This is a genomic window from Phycicoccus jejuensis (assembly GCF_044797865.1).
Lineage (GTDB): Bacteria > Actinomycetota > Actinomycetes > Actinomycetales > Dermatophilaceae > Phycicoccus > Phycicoccus jejuensis.
In genome coordinates this window covers 398,232-421,382 of sequence record NZ_CP085209.1, presented here as the reverse complement: position 1 = coordinate 421,382, position 23,151 = coordinate 398,232, and the positions used below count along the sequence as shown (strand labels likewise).

The window sequence follows — 23,151 nt, the reverse complement described above, 5'->3', positions numbered from 1 at the left end:
GAGCCCTTCCGGGCCCCTCCGAGGTGGCGGATGGGCAATATGTGGGCCAAGTCAGGGTCCGGGATGCCGAATCGGGACGTCCCGGTGTCGCGCGGTCCCTCGGTCGGCTTGTGCTGGTGTGAGCGGTTCTGATCGAATGAGGAGGCGTTCGCGCACATCCGCTCGTCCGCCTCGCCCGGCCGAAGGACACCGCATGCCCACCACGCACGTCGCCACCGAGATCGCCTCGCAGCCGGACTGCTGGACGGAGGCGGCCACGCTCGCCGGCACGGTCGCCCACCGCCTGCCCCGCGAGGGCGAGCGCGTCGCGGTCGTCGGGTGCGGCACGAGCTGGTTCGTCGCGATGGCCTACGCGGCGCTGCGCGAGCGGTCCGGGCACGGCGAGACCGACGCCTTCGCGGGCAGCGAGTTCCCCACCGGGCGCCGGTACGACCGCGTCGTCGCCATCTCGCGCTCCGGCACGACGACCGAGGTCGTCGACCTCCTCGCCGCGCTCGACGGGACGCCCGCGACGCTCCTCACCGCCGTCGAGGACTCCCCGGCCGCCGAGGCCGCCGACCAGGTCGTCGGGATGCCCTTCGCCGACGAGGAGTCGGTCGTCCAGACCCGGTTCGCGACGAGCGCCCTGGCCCTGCTGCGCGCGCACCTCGGCGAGGACCTGGCCGCCGCCACCGAGGACTGCCGCGCGGCGCTCGAGCTCGAGGTCGACGGCCTCCTCGACGTCGACCAGTGCACCTTCCTCGGCCGCGGCTGGACGGTCGGGCTGGCCTCCGAGGCCGCCCTCAAGACCCGCGAGGCCGCGCAGTTCTGGGCCGAGGCCTACCCCGCGATGGACTACCGGCACGGCCCGGTCTCCATCGCGCAGCCCGGTCGCCTCGTCTGGGCGTTCGGCGAGGTCCCGGACGGCCTGGCCGACGAGGTCGCCTCCACCGGAGCCCGGTTCGTACACCACGACCTCGACCCGATGGCCGCGCTCGTCGTGGCCCAGCGGTTCGCCGTCGCCCTCGCCGAGCGGCGCGGGCTCGACCCCGACCACCCGCGCTCGTTGACCCGCTCGGTCGTGCTCGGATGACCGACGCCGTCGCGCAGGCCCGCGCCGGCGGCCACGGCATCGGCGCGTTCAACGTCGTCCTGCTCGAGCACGCCGAGGGCATCGTCCGCGGAGCCGAGGAGGCCGGCCTGCCGGTCGTCCTCCAGGTCAGCCAGAACACCGCGGCCTTCCACGGGGCGCTCGAGCCGGTGACGCTCGCGTCGCTCTCGCTGGCCCGCCGCGCCGCGGTGCCGGTCGTCGTGCACCTCGACCACGCCGAGGACGTCGACCTCGTCCACGAGGCCGTCGCGCTCGGTGTCGACAGCGTGATGTTCGACGGCTCCCGGCTGCCCTGGGACGACAACGTGGCGACGACCCGCGCGGTCGTCGAGCACTGCCACGCCGCGGGTGTTCGGGTCGAGGCCGAGCTCGGCGAGGTCGGCGGCAAGGACGGGGTGCACGCGCCCGGCGTCCGCACCGACCCCGCCGAGGCCGCGGCGTTCGTCGAGGCCACGGGCGTCGACTCGCTCGCCGTCGCCGTCGGCACCTCGCACGCGATGACGACCCGCGACGCCGCCGTCGACACCGACCTCGTCGCGCGCATCGCCGCCGCCGTCCCCGTGCCGCTCGTCCTCCACGGCTCCTCGGGCCTCGACGACGCGGGCCTGGCCGCCGTCGTGAGCGCCGGGATGACGAAGATCAACATCTCGACCCACCTCAACGCGCTCTTCACCGCCGCCGTGCGCGACGTCCTCGCCGCCGACCCCCGGGTCGTCGACCCCCGGAAGTACGTCGGACCCGGGCGCGAGGAGCTGGCCGCCGAGGTCGCGCGGCTGCTGCGCCTGCTCCACGGCTGAGAGCCCGAGCTCCGCGGCGGGAACATCGGCGCCGTTGACCGCCTTGGCCCCGAGGTGACGTGGTGCGCGCCCGACCGGTGCGCACCCACCCCGAACCGAAGGAGCTGGTGACATGGAGCAGCGTGCACTCGGAGACCTGCAGGTCGGTGCGATCGGCCTCGGCGGCATGCCGATGTCGATCGAGGGCCGCCCGGAGGAGGAGCGCTCGGTGCGCACCATCCACGCGGCGCTCGACGCCGGCGTGACCCTCGTCGACACCGCCGACGCCTACCACCGCGACGCCGGCGAGGTCGGCCACAACGAGTCCCTCATCGCGAAGGCGCTCGGCTCGTGGAGCGGCGACGCCTCGGGCATCCTCGTCGCGACCAAGGGCGGGCACCTGCGCCCCGGCGACGGCTCGTGGACGCAGGACGGTCGGCCCGAGTACCTCAAGGAGGCGGCGAAGGCCTCGGCGCAGCGCCTCGGCGTCGACGCGATCGGGCTCTACCAGTTCCACCGTCCCGACCCGGAGGTGCCGTACGCCGAATCCGTCGGTGCGCTCCGCGACCTCCTCGACGAGGGCGTCATCCGGATGGCGGGCATCTCGAACGCGTCCGTCGCGCAGATCGACGAGGCTCAGGAGGTGCTCGGCGGGCGGCTCGTGTCGGTGCAGAACCAGTTCTCGCCGGCGTTCCGCTCCTCGCTCGAGGAGCTGCGGCACTGCGCGGAGCTCGGGATCGCGTTCCTGCCGTGGAGCCCGCTCGGCGGCATCAAGAAGGCCTCCGGGCTCGGCGACGACGACGGCGCGTTCGCCGAGGTCGCCCGCGAGCACGGGGTGTCCCCGCACCAGGTCGCGCTCGCGTGGGAGCTCGCGCTCGCCGACGTCGTCATCCCCATCCCCGGCGCCTCGCGGCCCGAGTCCATCACCGACTCGGTCCGGGCCGCCGACCTGCGCCTGACCGCCGACGAGGTGGAGCGCCTCTCCGCCTCCTGACCCCCCTCGCAGGTCCCACGCGTATCGGGTGACCCGACAACGCTGCGCCTCACCCCGGAACGGTTCCGGGGTGAGGCGCGGTCGTATCGGGTCACCCGATACGCGTGGTGCGGGTAGGAGGGGCGTCAGCCGAGGTGGCCGCGGACACTGGCGTGCCCCTTGAGGAGGTTGCGGGCGATGGTCCGACGCTGGATCTCGTCGGTGCCCTCGTAGATGCGCAGCAGCCGCAGCTCGCGGTACCAGCGCTCGAGCGGCAGCTCGCGGGTGTACCCCATCCCGCCGTGGACCTGGAGCATCCGGTCGACGATCTCGTTGGCGCGCACGCCCCCGAAGAGCTTGGCCATCGACTGCGCCTGCCGGCTGTCGCGCCCCGCATCCACCTGCCACGCCGCCGACAGCACGAGCCAGCGCAGCGCCTCGATGTCGACCGCCGAGTCGGCGATCATCCACTGGATGGCCTGCCGCTCGGCGATCGGCTGCCCGAAGGTGACGCGGTTGCGTGCCCACTCCATCCCCATCTCGACCATCCGCTCGCACCCGCCGAGCGCCCTCGCCGGCAGCAGGTAGCGGCCCTTGCCGATCCACTGCATCGCGAGCGCGAACCCCTTGCCGACCTCGCCGAGCACCGCCGAGGACGGCACGCGCACCCCGTCGAAGGTCAGCGCCGCCGGGCCCCACTCGCCCATCGTGTCGATGGGGTGCGAGGTCCAGCCGCGCTCGCGGTCGACGAGGAAGCAGGTCACCGACTCACCGGTGCGACCCTCGCGGTGGGCCTCGGCGTCGGTCACCGCGAAGACCATGACGAAGTCGGCCTCGTGCCCGCCGGTGATGAAGGTCTTCTCACCGGTGATCACCCAGTCGTCGCCGTCGCGCTCTGCCTTGGTCCGGATGGCGCGCGCGTCGGAGCCGGCGCCCGGCTCGGTGATGGCGAAGCAGCTGCGGCGCGTGCCCTCGATCGTCGGGCGCAGGTAGGCCTCCTGCTGCTCGGGCGAGGCGTGGAAGAGGATGTTGTCGGCGTCGCCGGCGAACCGGAAGGGCACGAACGAACGGCCCAGCTCGACCTCGACGAGGGCGGCCATGACCGCCGACAGGCCCATCCCGCCGTGCTCCTCGGGGGTGAGGACGCCGAAGAAGCCGGACTCCCGCGCCGTGGCCTGGAGCCGGGCGAGCTCCTCGGCCGGCAGGCCGCGCTCGTGGCGCCGCTCGCGGGCGAGGACGTCCTGCTCGAGCGGCATCACCTCCTTCTCGACGAAGGTCCGCACCCACTGCCGGATGTCGCGCTCGTCGTCGGTCAGGTCCAGGTCCATGCGGTGCGCTCCCGTCGCTCGGCGTGCCCCGGGACGTCGGTGGCCCGGGGCACCCCTCGATCATCACCCGCCCGGGCACGCGATCGGGCCGCGAGCGCCCGAGCCGTCGACCCTGTGCCCCGCTCCGTCCACGAAAAGCCCGCACGTGCGGGGATATCGCCGCCCCCACCGCCCCCCGACCACGAAAAGCCCGCACGTGCCGGGTCATCGCTGCCCCCACCGCTCCGCGACCGCGAAAAGCCCGCACGTGCGGGGATATCGCTGTCCGTGACGCTCCCGGCCCGCGAAAAGCCCGCACGTGCGGGGTTCGCGACCGATGAGTTCCGCAGCCGGCGCCGGTCGGACCCTCCATGAGCGCTCACCGATCCCGTCCGGCCCGCACCCTTGCCGCCCTCCCGTGTCCTCGGGACACTGGTCGGCACCGCCCCACCACCCTCCGGGGCGGGACCTCGGCGGAAGGAGCCGACCGTGCCTGACGCACCCATCCACCTCCTCGTGGGGACGAGCAAGGGCGCCTTCGTCCTCGACGGCGACGCCGACCGCGGCGGCTGGAGCGTCCGCGGGCCCTACTGCGACGGCTGGCCGATCAACCACGTCGTCGGCGACCCGGCGACCGGCACGATGTGGGCCGGCGGCGGTGGTGACTGGTCCGGCGCCGGGGTCTGGCGCTCCGAGGACGCCGGACACACCTGGGAGCTGACCAAGCTGACGACGGGCCAGATGGACGCCTGGGCCGCGAACGACCCCGGCTTCGCGCAGATGATCGGGTGGACCGAGGAACCGGCCCCCTTCGGTGACGGCTTCTCGCAGGTCTGGTCGCTCGCCCGCGTCGGGGAGCGCCTCTACGCCGGCACCAAGCCCGCCGTCCTCCTCGCCAGCGACGACGACGGCCGCACCTGGTACGAGGTCAAGGGCCTGAGCGACCACCCCTCGCGCCCCGACTGGAACCCCGGCGGCGCCGGCCTCGTGCTGCACTCGATCGTCGCCGACCCCCGTGACCCGGAACGGATCTGGGTCGGCATCTCGTCGGCGGGCGTGTTCGCGACGACCGACGGCGGCGTCACGTGGGAGCGGCGCAACGACCTCGCCGACGCCGCGCACGACGAGCCCGCCGACCACCCGGCCGGGCCGTCGGACGGGCAGGTCGGCCTCTGCGTCCACCACCTCGAGCACGCGGCCTCCGACGGCGTGCTCTACCAGCAGAACCACTACGGCGTCTGGCGCTCCGACGACGACGGCGCGACCTGGCGGGCCGCCACCGAGGGCCTGCCGTCGACCTTCGGCTTCCCGCTCTGGGCCCACCCGCGCGACGCCGACACCGTGTGGACGCTGCCGCTCAACGGCGACATGGAGGGCCGCTTCCCGCCCGATGCGGCTGCGGCCGTGTGGCGTTCGCGCGACGGCGGCCGGTCGTGGGAGGCCCGCCGCGACGGCCTGCCGCAGGAGTCGTGCTTCTTCACGGTGCTCCGCCAGGCGATGAGCGGCGACCGGCAGGAGCCCGCCGGCGTGTACTTCGGCACCAACAGCGGGTCGGTGTTCGCGAGCCGCGACGAGGGCGACAGCTGGGACGAGGTGGCCCGTCACCTGCCGACGGTGCTGGCCGTGGAGGTCCTCGAGCCGCGAGGATGAGCGCATGACGACGAGCACCGGCACGACGACGGTCCGCTTCACCGGCACGCCCGAGACGGTCGGCACGACCCGGCTCGTGCGCCTCCCGGAGGACGCCAGCCGCGCGCTGCCGTCACGCGGTCAGGTGGCGGTGACGGGGACGCTCGACGGCGAGGCGTTCGAGACGGTGGTCGAGCCCGACGGGCGGCGTGGCCACTGGGTCCGGCTGCCCGACACCGCCGGTGATGCGCCGGTCGAGCTCGAGCTGGCCGTCGCCGAGGCGTGGCCCGAGCCCGAGGTCCCGGCCGACCTCGCCGGCGCGCTCGACGAGGCGCCGCAGCACATCCGCGACGTCTGGGAGGACATCACGCCGATGGCCCGCTGGGAGTGGGTGCGCTGGGTCGGCGCCACGCGCAGCGCCGAGACGCGCGCCAAGCGGGTCGGCGTGAGCATCGACAAGATCGACCACGGCAAGCGCCGGCCGTGCTGCTTCGACCTGTCGTCGTGCACCGACCCGGACGTCGCCCGCAGCGGCAAGCTGCCCGAGCCCTCCTGACCGCGCATCCCTGCACGCCGCGCTCCCACACCACCCCGCCTCTCCGGGGTCGAGTGCGGAAGTGGTTGCCGGGGCAGCCACTTCCGCACTCGACGCCCGGAGGGTGGCGCGCGGCGGTCAGGGGCGGAGCATCACCTTGAGGGCGCGCCGCTCGTCCATCGCGGCATAGCCCTCGGGGCCCTGCTCGAGGGGCAGAACGGTGTCGAAGACGCGGCCGGGGTCGACGCTGCCGTCGAGGACGCCGGGCAGCAGCTCGTCGATGTACGCGCGGGTCGGCGCGACGCCGCCGGTCAGGGTCACGTTGCGGCTGAACAGGACCCGACCGACCGGCCCGTCGGTGTACTGCGGCACGCCGACGCGGCTGATGGTGCCGCCGGGCCGGACGACGCCGAGGGCCTGCTCGTAGGCGTCCATCATCCCGACGCACTCGAGGACGACCTGGCTGCCGCCGTCCGTGAGGTCGCGCACCGCCTCGATGCCCTCCTCGCCGCGGGCGGCGACGACATCGGTGGCGCCGAAGTCGCGCCCGAGGTCGGTGCGGGTCGCGTGCCGGCCCATGAGGACGATGCGCTCGGCGCCCTGCTGTCGGGCGGCGAGGACGGCGAGCAGCCCGACCGCGCCGTCTCCGATGACCGTGACCGTGCTGCCCGGCGAGACACCGCCGGTCAGCGCGGCGTGCCACCCGGTGCCGTAGACGTCAGAGAGCGTCAGCAGCGAGGCGAGCATCCGCTCGTCGGTGTCGGCGGTGATGCCGGGGACCGGGACGAGGGTGCCGTCGGCCAGCGGCACGAGGACGGCCTCGCCCTGCCCGCCGGACGAGCCGCTGCCCTCGGTGTCGCCCCACCAGCCGCCGCGGACGCACGACGTCTGCAGCCCGGCGCGGCAGAACTCGCAGACGCCGCACGAGACGACGAACGGGGCGATGACGAAGTCACCGGGGCGCACGGTGGCGACCTCGGACCCGACCTCCTCGACGACGCCGACGAACTCGTGGCCGATGGGGTGGCCGGCCTCGTCGCGCTCGGCGTTGTGGAAGGGGTGCAGGTCGCTGCCGCAGATGCAGGACCGGACGACGCGGACGACCGCGTCGGTGGGACGGCGCAGGGCGGGGTCGGGTGCGTCGACGACGCGGACGTCGCCGGCCCCGAAGAGGTGGATGGCTCGCATCCCTCCAGTGGACACCCTCGGGACGCGTCCCGGCCAACCGGGGTCCGGACACCCGGCGTGCGCGTCCGTCCCTGCTCCGCGCGACCTGCGGTTCTCCGGGTGCGACCGCACGCGGACCCGCGCAGGTCGCCCGGAGAAGGGCAGGGGCCGCCGCCTACGATCGGCGCATGAGCGCGGACCTCGTGGCCAAGGGCCTCGCCGGCGGGTACGCGCACCGGACCCTCTTCGAGTCCCTCGACCTCACCGTCGCGCCGGGCGACGTCGTCGGTGTGGTCGGCGCGAACGGGGCCGGCAAGTCGACGCTGCTGCGCATCCTCGCGGGCGACCTCGCACCACTCGGCGGGTCCGTCAGCACCGCCCCGGCCGACGCGTTCGTCGGCTGGCTGCCGCAGGAGCACGAGCGCGTCCCGGGCGAGACCGTCGCCGGGTACGTCGCCCGGCGGACCGGTGCCGCCGCCGCCACCGCCCGGATGGAGGACGCGGCCGCGGCGATGGCGGCCGACGACGCCCCCGCCTCGGCCGGCGACGAGTTCGCGCACGCCCTCGACCACTGGCAGGCGACCGGCGCCCCGGACCTCGAGGAGCGCCTCGCCCCGGTCCTCGCCGACCTCGGTCTCGACCTGCCGACCGACACCCCGATGACGGCCCTGTCCGGCGGCCAGGCCGCCCGCGCCGCGCTGGCCGCCCTCCTGGTCAGCCGGTTCGACGTCGTCCTCCTCGACGAGCCGACGAACGACCTCGACCTCGCCGGCCTGCAGCGGCTCGAGGACTTCGTCGGTGGCCTGCGCGCCGGGGTCGTCCTCGTCTCGCACGACCGCGAGTTCCTCTCCCGGGTCGTGACCCGCGTCGTCGAGCTCGACCTCCCGCAGAACGCCGTGGCGGTCTACGACGGCGGCTACGACGCCTACCTCGAGGAGCGGGCCGTCGCGCGGCGGCACGCCCGCGAGGCCTACGAGGAGTTCGCCGCGACCAAGGCCGACCTCGAGGGACGGGCCCGGACGCAGCGCGAGTGGAGCTCGCAGGGCGTCCGCAACGCGATGCGCAAGAGCCCCGACAACGACAAGATCCGCCGCCGGGCGCAGACCGAGTCCTCCGAGAAGCAGGCCCGCAAGGTGCGCCAGATGGAGTCGCGCATCGCGCGGCTCGACGAGGTCGTCGAGCCCCGCAAGGAGTGGCGGCTGCAGTTCAGCATCGCGAGCGCGCCGCGCTCGAGCTCGGTCGTCGCGACCCTCGGCGACGCCGCGATCCGGTTGGGGGACTTCGCCTTCGGCCCGGTGTCGGTCCAGGTGGCGGCGCGCGAGCGCATCGGCGTCACGGGGCCCAACGGCGCCGGCAAGACGACGCTGCTCGGCCTGCTCACCGGGCGGCTGGCCCCGGACACCGGCCGGGCGAGCCTCGGCGCCTCGGTCGCGCTCGGGGGCATCGACCAGGCGCGGACCGGGCTCGCGGATGACCGGCCGCTCGCCGACGCCTTCGAGGCGGCCGTCCCCGAGATGACCTCGGCCGAGGTCCGCACGCTGCTCGCGAAGTTCGGGCTGCGCGCCGACCAGGTCGCGAGCCTCGTCGGGCGCCTCTCACCCGGCGAGCGCACCCGGGCCGCGATGGCGCTGCTCCAGGCGCGCGGTGTCAACGTCCTCGTGCTCGACGAGCCGACCAACCACCTCGACCTGCCGGCGATCGAGCAGCTCGAGGAGGCCCTCGAGGCCTACGACGGGGCGCTGCTGCTCGTCACGCACGACCGACGGCTGCTCGACACCGTCCGCCTCGACCAGCGCTGGCACGTCGAGGACGGCCGGGTCACCGTCACGCACGTCGGCTGACGGCGACCCACCCGCAGGCCGGCGGGGTCAGCGCTGGCAGCCCGGGCAGCGGAAGAGGTTGCGCCCGGCCATCGTCTCCTTGACGACCGTCTCGCCGCAGCGTGGGCAGGGCTTCCCGTGGCGCCGGTAGACGGCGTAGTGCGGCCGGACGCGCCCGGTGCCACCCTTCGCGATGAGCGCCTCGGCGCGCTCGACGTCGCTGTCGGACACGAGGATCCGGCCCGTGCGCACCCCCAGCGGCATGAGCCGCACGAGGTCGTCCCAGATGGCCGTCACCACACCGGCCGGCACGTCGCGCGCCGGCGTGTGCGGGTCGAGCTCGTGGCGGTGCAGCAGCTCGGCCCGGTAGACGTTGCCGACGCCGGCGACGAGCGACTGGTCCATGAGCACCGCCCCGATGGCGCGCCGCGTCCGCGCGAGCCGGTCGCGCACGGCGTCGGGCAGCCGGTCGTCGCGCAGCGGGTCGGCCCCGAGACCGGCACGCACCTCTCGCCACTCGGTGGGGGTCACGAGCTCGCAGACGATCGGGCCGCGCAGGTCGCCGACGTGGGTGCGGTTGACCATCCGCATCCGGACCTGGCCGGCCACCGGAAGGTCGGTCGGCGGCTCGCCGCGGTCGACGCGCCGGTGCTGCCGGACCCCGAAGCGCCCGAACAGCCCGAGGTGCACGTGGACGACCTGCTCGCCCTCGACGTGGATGGCCAGGTGCTTGCCGTGGGCCTCGGCCGACTCGACGCAGGCGCCGTCGAGGGCGGCGGCCGACTCCGCGAACCGGCCCTGGGGCGAGGAGAACCGCACAGGCGTGCCGGCGAAGGCGTCCTGCACCCGCCCGGCGAGCGCGTGGATCGTGTGGCCTTCGGGCATCGCCCCATCCTCGCCGCGGGGGGACGACAGCGGGGCCGGCGGTCCCTAGGCTCGACAGCATGGACGGGCACGGCGGCGCGAGCGCGGAGGGCATCCCCCTCGACGCGCTCGACTTCTTCGAGGAGCTGGCGGCCGAGAACACGCGGACGTGGTGGCAGGCGCAGCGGGCCCGGTGGGAGGAGTCGGTGCGCGAGCCGATGGAGTGGCTCACCGAGGCGCTGACCGACGAGTTCGGGGCGGCGCACCTCTACCGTCCGCAGCGCGACGTGCGCTTCAGCCACGACAAGTCCCCCTACAAGGACCACCAGGGCGCGCTGGCGGCCACCGTGCCGGGCGTCGGCTGGTACGTCCAGGTGTCGGCGGCCGGCCTGATGACCGGCGGCGGCTTCCACCCGACGGGTCCGGACCAGACCGCCCGCTACCGTGCGGCCGTCGACGCCCCGGCGACCGGCCAGGCGCTGGAGGCGGTTGTCCACCGGCTCGTCGGGCAGGGCTGGGAGACCGGCGGCGAGGCCGTCAGGACCCGACCGCGCGGCGTCCCGGCCGACCACCCGCGCCTGGACCTAATGCGCCACAAGCACCTCGTGGTGTCGCGGCGGCACGGCGCCCCGGACTGGCTCGCGACCGACGCGGTGCTCGACCACGTCCGTGCCGACTGGCGGGCGGTGCGGCCGCTCGTGGAGTGGATGACCGAGCACGTCGGCGCCTCGCAGGCCCCGCACCGGCGCTGAGGCATCCGGCCGGCGCCGGGGTCAGGAGTCCTTCAACGGGTCGGCGTGCCGGTGGAAGACCTTCCAGGAGCCGTCCTCGCGCCGGTAGAGCTCGGTGACGCGCAGGTCCATGGGGACGGCCGCGTCCTGCCCGGTGACGGACACGACCGACCGCTGGACCCCGACCCACCAGGCGAGGTCCCCCTCCTCGCCGGAGTGCAGCGTCTCGAGGTCGTTGCGCTCGGCCCCGGCCAGGTGCGCGGCCCCGTCGGCGTTGGCCGCGTTGACCGCGTCGGCGCCGGTGACGACGCGGTCCGCCCGGGCCGAGGATCGTCGCCGGGTCGCAGTGGGTCGACACCTCGTGCAGCGGGCCGACGTCGCCGGCCACGAAGGCGTCCGAGGCCGTCTTGCGGCGGCCCAGGTAGGCGGAGAAGATCTCGTCGGTCATCGGTGCTCCGTTCGTCCCTCGTCACGGTAGCCGCGGGCGCCGACGGTCAGCCGCCTGCGAGGTGGGAGGATCGAGAGCGATGACGCTCACCGACCGCCTCTCCGCCGACGGCCCGCTGGGCGACCTCGGCGCCGACGCCGCGCTCGACGTCTTCGTCGAGTGGGCCGGTGAACGGGGGTTCGCGCTCTACCCCGCGCAGGAGGAGGCGGTCCTCGCCCTCGCCGAGGACGCGCACGTCGTCCTCGCGACGCCGACCGGCTCCGGCAAGTCCCTCGTCGCCGTCGCGGCCCACGCCCTGGCCCTCGCCACCGGCCGCCGCTCCTGGTACACCGCGCCGATCAAGGCCCTGGTCTCCGAGAAGTTCTTCGCCCTCGTCGAGACCTTCGGCGCCGAGAACGTCGGGATGCTCACCGGCGACGCGGCGGTCAACCCCGGCGCCCCGATCATCTGCGCGACGGCCGAGGTCCTCGCCAACCACGCCCTGCGCGAGCGCGACGCCTCCGACGTCGGTCTCGTCGTCATGGACGAGTTCCACTTCTACGGCGAGCCGGACCGCGGCTGGGCCTGGCAGGTGCCGCTGCTCCTCCTGCCCGACACCCAGATGCTGCTCATGTCGGCCACGCTCGGCGACACCACCGAGCTGGAGCGCGACCTGCAGCGCCGCACGGAGCGCGAGGTCGTCACCGTCACCGGGGTCCAGCGCCCCGTGCCGCTCGAGTACGAGTGGTCCCTCATGCCCGTCCACGACGCGCTCGCGCTGCTCCTGCGCGACGACAAGGCACCGGTCTACGTCGTGTCCTTCACCCAGGCGGGCTCGGTCGAGCAGGCGCAGGCCCTCGCCTCGGTCGACATCGTCTCGTCGGCGCGCAAGGCCGCGATCAAGGAGGCCGTCGGCGGCTTCCGGTTCGGCAAGGGCTTCGGCCAGACGCTGCGCCGGCTCGTCCTCCACGGCATCGGGGTCCACCACGCGGGGATGCTCCCGAAGTACCGGCGCCTCGTCGAGACCCTCGCGCAGGGCGGGCTGCTCGCCGTCATCTGCGGCACCGACACCCTCGGCGTCGGCATCAACGTGCCGATCCGCACGGTGCTGCTGACCTCGCTGACCAAGTACGACGGCCGCAAGCAGCGGCTGCTGCGGGCGCGCGAGTTCCACCAGATCGCCGGCCGCGCGGGGCGGGCGGGCTTCGACACCGTCGGCTACGTCGTCGTCCAGGCGCCCGAGCACGTCATCGAGAACAGCAAGGCCCTCGCGAAGGCCGGCGGCGACCCGAAGAAGGAGCGCCGCATCGTCCGCAAGAAGCCGCCGGAGGGCGTGCTGACGTGGACCGAGGCCTCGTTCGACAAGCTCGTGACCGCCGCGCCCGAGCCGCTCCAGCCCAAGATGCGCGTCACGCACGCGATGGTCCTCAACGTCCTCGACCAGTGGGAGGGCCAGCAGGACGCCCTGCACACCCTCGTCCTCGACAACCACGAGAGCGAGGAGCGGCGCGAGCGACTCGTCGAGCGCGCGGTGCAGGTGCTCGGCTCGCTGGTGCGGGCCGGGGTCGTCGAGCCCGACGACGGCTCGCGCGTCGACGCGTGGCTGCCGCCCGAGCCGGATGCCGTGGCCGGCGAGCCCGACGCGGCTCCCGCCGCCACCCCCGAGCCGGCCCCGCAGCCGCTCGACGCCGGCGGGATGGGCGCGCTCGGCGAGGCGCTGGCCGCCGCCGGTCTCGCCCCCGCCGCGACGGAGGACGCCACCCCGGCTGCGCCGGCGGAGAGCGGGGACGAGGCGCCGCGCGAGGTCACCCCGCTCGAGCGCTTCCTGCGCCGCGAGGGGCGCCGCTACGACGAGGGGCCGTTCCAGGTCGCGCTCGACCTCCACGACGGGTTCGCCCTCAACCAGCCCCTCTCGGCGTTCGCGCTCGCCGCGCTCGAGCTCCTCGACCCCGAGGCGCCCGGCTACGCCCTCGACGTCGTCAGCGTCATCGAGGCCACCCTCGACGACCCGCGCCAGGTGCTCCAGGCCCAGCAGTTCGAGGCTCGCGGCGAGGCCGTCGCCGCGATGAAGGCCGACGGGATGGAGTACGAGGAGCGGATGGACGCCCTCGAGGACGTCACCTGGCCCAAGCCGCTCGCCGAGATGCTCGAGCTGTCGCTGCGCACCTACCGCCAGAGCCACCCGTGGGTCGACCCTCGGGACCTCTCGCCGAAGTCGGTCGTCCGCGAGATGTTCGAGCGCGCGATGTCGTTCGGGGAGTTCGTCGCCCACCACAAGCTGGCGCGCGCCGAGGGCATCGTCCTGCGCTACCTGACCGACGCGTACCGGGCGCTGCGCTCGACCGTGCCGCACTCGGCGCGCACCGAGGAGCTCGACGACCTCGTCGAGTGGCTCGGCGAGGTCGTACGCCACACCGACTCCAGCCTCCTCGACGAGTGGGAGTCGTTGGCGCACCCCGACGGCGACGAGCCGGGCACCGAGGTCCGTCCGTCGACCGAGGGTCGGGCGCTGTCCGACAACCCGCGCGCGCTGCGGGTCATGGTGCGCCAGAGCATGTTCCGTCGGGTCGAGCTGCTGGCCCTGCGTCGCTTCGAGGCGCTCGCCGCGCTCGACGGCGGCCTGACCGCCGAGCAGTGGCAGGAGGCCGCGGCCGAGTACCTCGCGGAGTACGGCGAGGTCTCCACCGGGCCGGCCGCCCGCGGTCCCCAGCTGTTCCGGGTCGAGGAGGGCGACGGCACCTGGGTCGTCGAGCAGGTGCTCGACGACGAGGACGGCGACCACGACTGGCGCATCGGCGCCGAGCTCGACCTCGCCGCGACCGACGAGGCCGGCGAGCCCGTGCTCGTCGTCACCCGCTTCGCCCCCCTCACCTGACGACGGCCCTGCACCCGACCCCACGTCTCCGCGAACGTGTGTGAAATCGCCGGGGGTCACCGGCGGTTTCACACGCGTTCGCGGAAGGGACGGGGGTGACACGGACGTCAGGCGACGGTGCGCAGGCCCCGCTCGGCCACCCCGACGGACACCTCCTGCCCCCACCCGACGAGCAACCGGTCGGCCTCGAGGCCGTCGGCGAACACGACGAGCGAGTCCGACGACACCCGCAGCCGCAGCGCCTCGTCCGCACCCAGGACCCCGGCGGTCAGGGTCGTCCCGGTCGTCGGGGACGGCCAGGCCTCCCGCACGAACCAGGCGAGCCCCCGCTCGTCCGGCGACGGCAGCACCGCGTCGGGCGCGCTCGCCCGGGCGATGGACGCGCACCAGCCGGTGGCGCCCGTCCCGGTCCCGACGATGACGCCGGACGACGACTGCGTCTCGGAGCGACCCCGCCACGCCAGGTCGTAGCGGGCCGACTGGTGGCCGGGCTGGCCGACGTACACCTCGTTGAGGCCGCGCAGCTCCTGCCCGTCGTCCGTACGGGCGACGACCGTCGTCCGCTCGACGATGCGTGCCCGCCCCGTGGCGACGGCGGCGAACAGGGTTGCCGCCGAGCCCGGGTCGTGCGGCACGAGGACGCCGGGGTTGGCCCCGGGCAGGGGGTCGAACCCGATGACCGGCTGGTCGTGCAGGTACTTGGCGACGTTGGCGACGAGGCCGTCCTGGCCGACGACCGCGACGACGTCGCCGGGCTCGAAGAGGAAGCGCGGCAGCTCGTCCCGCTCGACCTCGGCCCGCCGCCACTCCGCCGGGATGGCCCCGAGCACCGCCGCGACCGCGGCGCCGGTGCGCTCGTGGCGCTCGCGGACGGGGTCGATCGACTGCCCGCGCGTGCGGAGGAAGAACTCCGCCTGGCCGAGGGTCCCGTGCCGCGCGAGGAGCTCGTCGTACTCGGTGCGCCGGCGGACGACGACCGCCCGGGGCGTCCTCATCGAGCGCCGTCCTCGGCGCGGGCGGTGAGCCGGGCCAGCACGCCGCTCAGGAGGTCGGGGGTGAGCACGAGCTGGTCGACGTGGGGCAGGTTGCCGGCGGCCTCGCGGGCGGCGAGGGCCAGGAGCACGGCGGGGCTCGCCTGCTCGTAGGCCGCGAGCCGGGCGCGCTCGGCCTCCGCCTCGGCGGCCCCGGTGAGCCGCAGCGCCTGCGCCGACGCCTCGGCGAGAGCGGTCGTGCGCTCGGCCTCGGCCCGGACCCCGACCGCCTGCGCGGCCGCCTTCTCCTCGGCCTCGCGCCGGTCGTTGGCGCCCTGCTGGGCGACGAGGCGCTCGCGCCGCGCCTCGAGGTCGATCCGGCTGGCCAGCTCGTTCTGCCCGATGGCGGCCTCGCGCTCGACGGCGACCGCCCGCCGCTCGAACGTCGCCCGGTCGGCCTCCTGCTGGATGACCTCGCGCGCCGGGGTCTGCAGGGCACGCTCGACGTCGGGCTCGGGCCGCAGCAGCCCGAAGCGCACGCCGACGACCTCGACGCCGACGGCGGTCAGGCGCTCGTCGACCGCGAGCGCCGCGGTGACCCGGGTCGCGAGCTCGGCGGGGGGCGTCGCGAGGGCGGCGCGCAGGTCGAGGCCGGCGAGCGTCGAGGTGACGGCGGCGGCCGCCGCGCCGTGGATCATCCCGCCGACCGTCTCGAGCGGTGTGCGCAGCCAGACACCCTTCGCGACGTCGACGGCGAAGTCGACGCGGGTCGCGGCGAGCACCGGGTCGGCGAACCGGTAGGTGACGACGCCGGCGGCGCTCAGCTGCTGGAGGTCGGCGCTGCGCACCGGCACGAGGACCGACTGCTCGCGGTCGTCGACCGGCACCTCGCTGATCGCGGCCGACATCGGCCGGAACCAGAACGAGGCACCGGGGCCGCTGTGCCGGACCCGGCCGCCGGCCAGGTGGTGGACGTGCATCGTCGTCGTGCTGCGCAGGTGGGCGGCGAACGGGTAACGGGTGATGGTGGCCATCTCTGCCTCCTCGGTAGGACTTGTCGTTGATGTGACGATAAGCCCTCGTCACCCATCTCGTCAAGATGACGAAAACCCGGTAGGATGGCGGCATGGAGCACCCGCCCTTCGCCGTCACCGTCGACCTCGTCGTCCTCACGGTGCGCGCCGGCCGGCTCACCGTCCTGCTCGTCGAGCGGGGCGAGGCGCCGTACGCCGGTGCGCTCGCGCTGCCGGGCGGGTTCGTCCGGCCCGACGAGGACCTCCTCGCTGCCGCGCGGCGCGAGCTGCGCGAGGAGACCGGGGTCGGCGACGGCGTCCACCTCGAGCAGCTCGCGACCTACGGTGCGCCCGACCGCGACCCGCGGATGCGCACCGTCTCGGTCGCCTGGCTGGCGCTCGCGCCGGACCTGCCCGAGCCCACCGCGGGCACCGACGCCGCGGCCGCACGCTTCGTCGCCGTCGACGACCTCGACCTCGCGGCGCTGGCCTTCGACCACGCGCGGATCCTCGCCGACGGCCTCGAGCGGGCCCGCGCGAAGCTCGAGTACTCGCCGCTCGCCACCGCCTTCTGCGACGAGGAGTTCACCGTCGCCCAGCTGCGCGCGGTCTACGAGGCCGTGTGGGGCCATCCGCTCGACCCCCGCAACTTCCACCGCAAGGTGACGCGCACCCCCGGGTTCCTCACCGAGACCGAGCGCACCTCGACGGCCGACGGCGGCCGCCCGGCCCGGCTCTACCGCCGCGGCACCCTCGAGGTCCTCAGCCCGCCCCTTACCCGCGGCGACACCTGACCCCCGCTCCACCGCGAACGTGTGTGAAATCGCCGGGGGTCACCGGCGATTTCACACGCGTTCGCGGGAGGAAGGGGGGGGGGGAATCCCTCGCGGCGAGGTCGTGTTGGCGCCCCTCGGGTGGGACCACCACCCCCGTGCACGAGCACCTCCGGCGCACCGCTGCGCCCGTCCCCCTGCAGACCACCCTCGGAAGGAACCCCGTGGCTTCCTCGACCGCCACCGACGCCCGCCACCCGGACGACGCCCCACCGACCCGCGCGCACCGCCGCCCCCGGTTCCCGTTCTGGGCGCAGATCATCGCCGGCCTCGTCGTCGGCGCGCTGCTGGGCTGGGTCGCGCGCACCTGGTCGGTCGACGGGCTCGCGACGACCCTCGACGTCATCGGCAGCAGCTTCGTCAGCCTGCTGCGCACGATCGTCGTCCCGCTCGTCTTCCTCGCGATCGTCGTCAGCGTCGCCCGGCTGCGCGAGGTGACGAACGCGGCGCGGCTCGCCGGCCAGACGCTGCTCTGGTTCGCCATCACCGCCGCGGTCGCCGTCGTCATCGGCATCACGATCGGCCTGCTCACCGACCCCGGCCTGCACACGAGCGTCGACCGCTCCGCCGCCTCGGCGCCCGGCACCACCGGCTCGTGGACCGACTTCCTCCAGGGCATCGTCCCCTCGAACATCCTCGGCCTCGAGGGCAGCACGGGTGACGACGGCTCGGTCAGCCTCGGCTTCAACGTCCTCCAGATCGTCGTCGTCGCCCTGCTCATCGGCGTCGCCGTCCTCAAGACCGGCCAGAAGGCGGAGCCCTTCGTCGCGTTCTCCGAGAGCTTCCTCGCCGTCGTCCAGACGGTGCTGTGGTGGATCATCCGCCTCTCGCCGCTCGGCACGCTCGGTCTCATCGGCAACGCCGTCGCCTCCTACGGCTGGGACCTCCTCGCGCCGCTCGCCGTGTTCACGATCGACGTCTACGTCGGCTGCGCCATCGTCCTGCTCGTCGTCTACCCGGTGGTCCTGCGCCTGCACGGCCTCTCGCCGCGCAAGTTCTTCTCCGGCGCCTGGCCGGCCCTCCAGCTGGCCTTCGTCTCGCGCTCCTCCGTCGGCACCATGCCCGTCACGCAGTACGTGACGACCCGCAACCTCGGGGTGCCTCGCGAGTACGCCTCCTTCGCCGTGCCGCTCGGCGCGACGACGAAGATGGACGGCTGCGCCGCGATCTACCCGGCCCTCGCCGCGATCTTCGTCGCGCAGTTCTTCGGGGTCGACCTGTCCGTCACCGACTACCTGCTCATCGCGTTCGTGTCCGTCGTCGGCTCGGCGGCCACCGCGGGCCTGACCGGCGCCGTCGTCATGCTCACGCTCACCCTGTCGACGCTCGGGCTGCCGCTGGAGGGCGTCGGCCTGCTGCTGGCCATCGACCCCGTGCTCGACATGATGCGGACGATGACCAACGTCGCCGGGCAGGCGCTCGTGCCGACGATCGTCGCCAGGCGCGAGGGCATCCTCGACGAGAGCGTCTACGACGGCGACCGCGCGAGCGACCCCGTCGGGGACCCGGCGCTCGTCGCCGCCTGACCGACGCGCACTGCACCGCACCGTCCCTCGGTCGCCCGCACACCCCTCGGGGCGTGCGGGCGACCGCGGCGTCCGGCCCTGTGAGACTGGACCCGACCCCCACCGAAAGGCCGCCCCGATGATCGAGATCCTCGACGACCGGCAGGTCGAGCGCGCCCGGGCCACCGGCGCGCTCGTCGGCGCCATCCTGGCGACGATGCGGGAGCGGGCGACCGTCGGCACCAACCTCCTCGAGATCGACGCCTGGACCAGGGCGATGATCGAGGACGCCGGGGCGACCTCCTGCTACGTCGACTACGAGCCGTCCTTCGGCCGCGGCCCGTTCGGTCACTACATCTGCACGTCGGTCAACGACGCCGTCCTCCACGGCCTGCCGCACGACCGCGCCCTCGCCGACGGCGACCTGCTGACCCTCGACCTCGCCGTCGTGCTCGGGGGCGTCGCGGCCGACTCCGCGGTGAGCTTCGTCGTGGGGACGCCCGCCCCCGAGGACGAGGCGCTCATCGCCGTCACCGAGCGCGCGCTCGCCTCGGCGATCTCCGTCGCCGGGCCCGGGGCGAGGCTCGGCGACGTCTCGCACGCCATCGGCGCGGTGCTCGAGGGCGCCGGCTACTCCGTCAACACCCAGTTCGGCGGGCACGGCATCGGCTCGACGATGCACCAGGACCCGCACGTCGCCAACACCGGCCGGCCGGGCCGCGGCTACACCCTGCGCCCGGGCCTGATGCTCGCCATCGAGCCGTGGGTCATGGCCGACACCCACCGCCTCGTCACCGACCCCGACGGCTGGACCCTGCGCAGCGAGACCGGCTGCCGCACTGCGCACAGCGAGCACACCGTGGTCGTCACCGAGGACGGCGTCGACGTCCTCACCCTGCCGCCGGCGGCCTGAGCGGCCCCGCCCAGGGCGCTGCCACGGCGGGCGCGCCGACCCCGGAGATGACACCGGTCATCCCGACCGGTGACACCTGTCACTGACGGCCGGTGCGCGACGCCGACAGGATCGACAGCCTGGGGGAGCCGCCGGCGTTCCTCCACCCTGAGCCGCAGGAGCCCGGATGGACCCACGCCACCTCGCCCACGCCGACGCCGACCCCGACTTCTACGACGACGTGTGGCAGGTCCCGTGCGACGCCGCTGACGTCCTCGGGCCGGCGGTCGTCCCGGAGCGCGTCGAGGTGAGCGACCAGGGGCCGTGGCGGGTCTACCGCACCCCGTGCATCCTGCCCGACTCCGGCTGGAAGGTGCACGTGTCGTGCGTCCCGTCCCGGGCCGAGCACGTCGTGCCGCTCGTCGTCGCAGAGGCGCTCGCGGAGGACCTCACGTGCAAGCACCTGCGGACCCGGCGCCTCGTCGCGGCGACGCAGGCCAAGTACGCGGAGCCGTCCGGCGCCGGCAAGGTCGTGACGGTCTACCCCGTCGACGAGCCGTCGCTGGCGCGCATCGTCGCGCGCCTCACCGTGCTGCTCGCCGGTGAGCCCGGGGCCCGCGTGCTCAGCGACGTCCCGGTCGACGGAGCCCCCGTCTCGGTGCGCTTCGGGGCTTTCCGCGGCGTCCGGCACGTCGACGCGCAGGGGCGCTGGGGCATCGGGCGCGTGGGCGACGCCGGCACGGGGTCGGCCGCCGACGACCGGTCACCGCACAGCGGCTGCCGCGGGGCGGCCGTCGTGCCGGCCCTCGTCGCGGCCCTGCGCGACGCCGCCTCCGCGCGCGACGGCGATGCCGTCCTGCCGGTCACCGACGTCCGGGTCGTCCACCGCTCCAACGCCGGCGGGGTCTACACCGCCACGTGGGAGGACGGCCGACGCGTCGTCCTCAAGGAGGCCCGCCGCCACACCGGTTTCGACCTGGCCGGGAGCGACGCCGTGACCCGCCTGCGCCACGAGCGGAGCGCGCTCGAGCGACTCGCCGGCACCGGTGTCGTGCCGGAGGTCGTCGCTCACCACGCCGCCGGCGACAGCGAGTTCCTCGTCATGGAGCACGTCGCGGGTCCCACCGTGACCTCCGGGATGGCGACCGGCCACCCCGCCGCGGTGCCGGGCGCCGACGCCGCCGCCTACCGGTCCTGGGTCGACTCCGTCGTCACCCGGACCGGGGAGGCCCTCGCCGTGCTCCACGCGCACGGCGTCTCCCATCGTGACGTCCACCCGGGCAACGTCATCGAGCGCGACGGGCGGGTCGTGCTCGTCGACCTCGAGTCCTCCGCCCTCGACGGCGTCGCGGTCGCGAAGGGCGTCGCCACCGCCCTCTCGAGCACGGGGGACGACGTGACTCCTGCGGCCGACCTCGCGGCCCTCGCACGGATGGGCGCGCTGCTGGTCAACCCCCAGTACGCCCTCACCGCCCGCCGCCCCGAGCTCGCGGCGGAGCTGACCGGGGTCGGCGAGGCCGACCTGGCGGGGCCGGACGGGGTCGGCCACGGAGGAGGGGCCGTGGCCGACCCCGGGGCCCCGGTCGCGCCGTGCCGGCCGACCCCCCCGTGCCCCGAGCGCCTCGTCGCCGGTCTCCACGTCGCCGCCGACCCCGCCCGCCACGACCGGCTGCTGCCGTCCGACGTGGCGGGCTTCTCGGTCCCGGGGGGCGGCCTCGGCCTGCTCCACGGCGCCGGGGGCGTCCTCATCACGCTCGCCGCCACCGGCCGTCCCGTCCCGGCGGCCTGGCGCCGCTGGCTCGTCGAGCGCTCCCTCGCCGCCCCGTGGCTGGTGCCGGGACTGGCCGACGGCGCCGACGGCATCGCCCTGTGCCTGGCCCGGCTCGGCGAGCGCGAGGCCGCACGGACGCTCGTCGGCCGCTGGGCGGACCGCGAGAGCGCGAGCCCCTGGTGGTCGCGGGGCAGCGCCGGGCGGGCCCTCGCCCACGCCGAGCTGGCCGGCCTGCTCGACGAGCCGGCCCTCGTCGCCTCGGCGCTCGGCCTGGTCGCCGACACCCTCGAGGCCGTCGAGGCGGATGTGCCACCGCCGGGAGCCCGGGCCGGGCTCCTCGACGGCTGGGCGGGCGTCGGCCTGGCCCTGCTGCGCGTCGCGGAGCTCGTCGACCGCCACGCCGGCGACGGGGTGTCGGCGCGGCTGCGGGCCGCGGCCGCTCTCGCGATGCGCCGCGAGTGCGCCGCAGTCCGGGCGCGCGCGGGGGCCTGGCTCGCTACTGACGGGAACCGCGTCATGCCCTACCTCGGCACCGGGTCGGCCGCCCTCGGTCTGCTGGCGGCCGCCCTCGGTGGGCGCCACGAGCCCGGCATCCCTCCATCCGACTCGGCCCCGGACCCTGCGGCCGTCACGCCGGGGGAGGCCGTCACCGGCGTCGTGCGTGCCCTCGAGCTGCGTTCGGTCGCCGGGGCCGGCCTGCTCCACGGGCGCGCCGGCCTGCTCGCGACCCTCGCCGTCGTCGCCCCCGACCACCCGGGCGTCACGCTCCACCGCGAGCGGCTCGGCTGGTACACCGTGCCGGTCTCCGCCACCTCGCGACGCGAGCACCCCCTCGCGGGGGACGCGGACCTGCTGCTCGGCGAGCAGAACATCCGGTGCTCAGCGGATCTCGGATCAGGTTCTGCCGGAGCGGTTCTCGTCAGCGACGAGGACGTCGTGAGGATGGCGCGGACGGTCACGCAGGTGCTCGCGCTGCCCGAGGTCGCCCGGTCCGTCACGAGGGTCCCCACGGGGATGACACCCGTCACGACGAGCCACTGACGGCGGGTACTACAGGGCCCCCGACGATCCGGGAAGAGTAGAGCCAGTCGGAGGGAGAGCCCACCGACACACCACTGGGAGAGGACCACACACCATGAGCGTCACCGAGATGCAGACCCTGGCCACCGAGGACGAGACCACCACCGGCGTCGTCGCCGACTGGCAGTTCAGCACCATCTCCATCGTCTACTGCTGAGCACGGAGATGGACACGTCGACCCCCGTCCGCACGGGTCCGCGGGTCCGCCCGGAGCTCCCCGCCACCCGGGTCGTCGCCCTCCTGGTGAACGACCTCGACGTCGCCGGAGCCCCCGAGCGGGCCGCGGCGACCCTGGAGGGCACCCGTTTCGAGGTCGAGGCGGGGACCGTCACGGTCCTCACCCCCGCCCGCGCCGGGCGCACCGTCGTCCTCTGCCTCACCGGGCAGCTCGCCCGGGCGGGAGGGACCGTCGAGACCGGTGACGGCTCCTCCCGCCGCGACGTCGCCACGACGTCCTGGCAGCTGGTCGTCACCGACGACCCGGACCCTGCGGACGGCTCCACCGCGGCCGACCTGCTGGCGGTCGCCGGCCGCGGAGCCGTCCGAGCCGCCGCCCGGCTGGGACTCACCGCCGTTCTCGACCGCCCGGTCGCGGCCCTCGACCCCGCCGACCGCACGCTCCTCGGGGTCGCGCTGGCCCTGGCCGGCGGTCCCGACGTCGTCGCGCTCGACGAGCCCGCCGCCCGACTCGACTCCGACGGCCTGGGCCGTGTCCTCGACGCCGTCCGCGATCTCGTGGACGTCGACGGGCGCACGGTCGTCGTCGTCGAGGAGCTCGACCGACTCCCGGCCACGACACACCCGCTCGTCGACGCCGTCGTCGAGCTCGGCCCGTTCCTCGACGCGCGGTGACGCGGGGGGGCTGTTACGGTGCTGGCGTCGCAGGGAGGGC

Annotated in this window: 19 protein-coding genes; 13 read left to right on the top strand and 6 right to left on the bottom strand. The window is 74.9% G+C overall.

From position 1 onward, the window contains the following. The first annotated feature begins 193 nt into the window (after positions 1–193). The 3 genes from LG324_RS01855 (at position 194) to LG324_RS01845 (ending at position 2,860) form a co-directional block, all read left to right on the top strand. Complete coding sequence (locus tag LG324_RS01855; RefSeq protein ID WP_404351336.1) at positions 194–1,072, top strand: SIS domain-containing protein; 879 nt, start codon at positions 194–196, stop codon at positions 1,070–1,072. Then, positions 1,069–1,887 carry a ketose-bisphosphate aldolase gene (locus LG324_RS01850; RefSeq protein WP_404351334.1) on the top strand — a complete coding sequence of 273 codons (819 nt, stop codon included), beginning with the start codon at positions 1,069–1,071 and terminating at the stop codon, positions 1,885–1,887. The genes LG324_RS01855 and LG324_RS01850 overlap by 4 nt, the downstream gene beginning before the upstream one ends. Positions 1,888–1,999: 112 nt before the next feature. Beyond that, a complete protein-coding gene (locus LG324_RS01845; protein ID WP_404351331.1) occupies positions 2,000–2,860 on the top strand; it encodes an aldo/keto reductase in 861 nt (286 codons plus the stop codon). A 125-nt stretch (positions 2,861–2,985) separates the two neighbouring features. On the opposite strand, the gene LG324_RS01840 is transcribed toward LG324_RS01845, so the two are convergent. Continuing rightward, positions 2,986–4,167 carry an acyl-CoA dehydrogenase family protein gene (locus LG324_RS01840; RefSeq protein ID WP_404351329.1) on the bottom strand — a complete coding sequence of 394 codons (1,182 nt, stop codon included), beginning with the start codon at positions 4,165–4,167 and terminating at the stop codon, positions 2,986–2,988. 468 nt (positions 4,168–4,635) lie between these two features. On the opposite strand from LG324_RS01840, the gene LG324_RS01835 reads away from it, so the two are divergent. Both LG324_RS01835 and LG324_RS01830 read left to right on the top strand, forming a co-directional pair. Continuing rightward, positions 4,636–5,796, top strand: coding sequence for a WD40/YVTN/BNR-like repeat-containing protein (locus LG324_RS01835; protein WP_404351326.1), 1,161 nt, complete (start codon positions 4,636–4,638; stop codon positions 5,794–5,796). 4 nt (positions 5,797–5,800) lie between these two features. Beyond that, positions 5,801–6,331 (top strand): YdeI/OmpD-associated family protein, encoded by a 531-nt coding sequence (locus LG324_RS01830; RefSeq protein ID WP_030527207.1) that lies wholly within the window; start codon positions 5,801–5,803, stop codon positions 6,329–6,331. Positions 6,332–6,448: 117 nt separating this feature from the next. Here LG324_RS01830 and LG324_RS01825 read toward each other — a convergent pair whose 3' ends face one another. Further along, positions 6,449–7,498: a zinc-binding dehydrogenase gene (locus tag LG324_RS01825; protein WP_404351323.1), complete on the bottom strand. Its 1,050-nt coding sequence runs from the start codon at positions 7,496–7,498 to the stop codon at positions 6,449–6,451. A gap of 167 nt (positions 7,499–7,665) precedes the next feature. Between LG324_RS01825 and LG324_RS01820 the strand changes: the two genes are divergently transcribed. Further along, complete coding sequence (locus LG324_RS01820; RefSeq protein WP_404351320.1) at positions 7,666–9,318, top strand: ABC-F family ATP-binding cassette domain-containing protein; 1,653 nt, start codon at positions 7,666–7,668, stop codon at positions 9,316–9,318. A gap of 27 nt (positions 9,319–9,345) precedes the next feature. Here the strand turns inward: LG324_RS01820 and LG324_RS01815 are convergent, their stop codons facing one another. Next, positions 9,346–10,182, bottom strand: coding sequence for an Fpg/Nei family DNA glycosylase (locus LG324_RS01815; protein WP_404351317.1), 837 nt, complete (start codon positions 10,180–10,182; stop codon positions 9,346–9,348). 59 nt (positions 10,183–10,241) lie between these two features. On the opposite strand from LG324_RS01815, the gene LG324_RS01810 reads away from it, so the two are divergent. Next, a complete protein-coding gene (locus tag LG324_RS01810; protein ID WP_404351314.1) occupies positions 10,242–10,913 on the top strand; it encodes a DUF2461 domain-containing protein in 672 nt (223 codons plus the stop codon). 21 nt (positions 10,914–10,934) lie between these two features. Here LG324_RS01810 and LG324_RS01805 read toward each other — a convergent pair whose 3' ends face one another. Beyond that, positions 10,935–11,057 carry a hypothetical protein gene (locus tag LG324_RS01805; RefSeq protein WP_404351311.1) on the bottom strand — a complete coding sequence of 41 codons (123 nt, stop codon included), beginning with the start codon at positions 11,055–11,057 and terminating at the stop codon, positions 10,935–10,937. Positions 11,058–11,419: 362 nt separating this feature from the next. On the opposite strand from LG324_RS01805, the gene LG324_RS01800 reads away from it, so the two are divergent. Next, on the top strand, positions 11,420–14,194 hold the full coding sequence (locus tag LG324_RS01800; protein WP_404351308.1) for a DEAD/DEAH box helicase: 2,775 nt from the start codon (positions 11,420–11,422) through the stop codon (positions 14,192–14,194). A gap of 107 nt (positions 14,195–14,301) precedes the next feature. Here the strand turns inward: LG324_RS01800 and LG324_RS01795 are convergent, their stop codons facing one another. Together LG324_RS01795 and LG324_RS01790 are read right to left on the bottom strand one after the other, a co-directional pair. Then, positions 14,302–15,189, bottom strand: a complete 888-nt coding sequence (locus LG324_RS01795) for a hypothetical protein (RefSeq protein ID WP_404351305.1) — start codon at positions 15,187–15,189, stop codon at positions 14,302–14,304. Continuing rightward, positions 15,186–16,199, bottom strand: coding sequence for an SPFH domain-containing protein (locus LG324_RS01790; RefSeq protein WP_030527215.1), 1,014 nt, complete (start codon positions 16,197–16,199; stop codon positions 15,186–15,188). Before LG324_RS01790 ends, LG324_RS01795 begins: the two co-directional genes overlap by 4 nt. A gap of 92 nt (positions 16,200–16,291) precedes the next feature. Between LG324_RS01790 and LG324_RS01785 the strand changes: the two genes are divergently transcribed. From LG324_RS01785 to LG324_RS01765, 5 genes are all read left to right on the top strand, one after another. Next, a complete protein-coding gene (locus tag LG324_RS01785) occupies positions 16,292–16,972 on the top strand; it encodes an NUDIX domain-containing protein (protein ID WP_404351302.1) in 681 nt (226 codons plus the stop codon). A 203-nt stretch (positions 16,973–17,175) separates the two neighbouring features. Next, positions 17,176–18,537: a dicarboxylate/amino acid:cation symporter gene (locus LG324_RS01780; RefSeq protein WP_404351299.1), complete on the top strand. Its 1,362-nt coding sequence runs from the start codon at positions 17,176–17,178 to the stop codon at positions 18,535–18,537. A gap of 118 nt (positions 18,538–18,655) precedes the next feature. Further along, a complete protein-coding gene (gene map, locus LG324_RS01775; RefSeq protein ID WP_030527218.1) occupies positions 18,656–19,429 on the top strand; it encodes a type I methionyl aminopeptidase in 774 nt (257 codons plus the stop codon). Between the two features lie 166 nt (positions 19,430–19,595). Further along, positions 19,596–22,220, top strand: coding sequence for a hypothetical protein (locus tag LG324_RS01770; protein WP_404351295.1), 2,625 nt, complete (start codon positions 19,596–19,598; stop codon positions 22,218–22,220). Between the two features lie 204 nt (positions 22,221–22,424). Further along, the gene (locus LG324_RS01765) at positions 22,425–23,111 is read left to right on the top strand and encodes a hypothetical protein (protein WP_030527220.1); all 687 of its coding nucleotides are present in this window, start codon (positions 22,425–22,427) and stop codon (positions 23,109–23,111) included. Positions 23,112–23,151 lie beyond the last annotated feature (40 nt).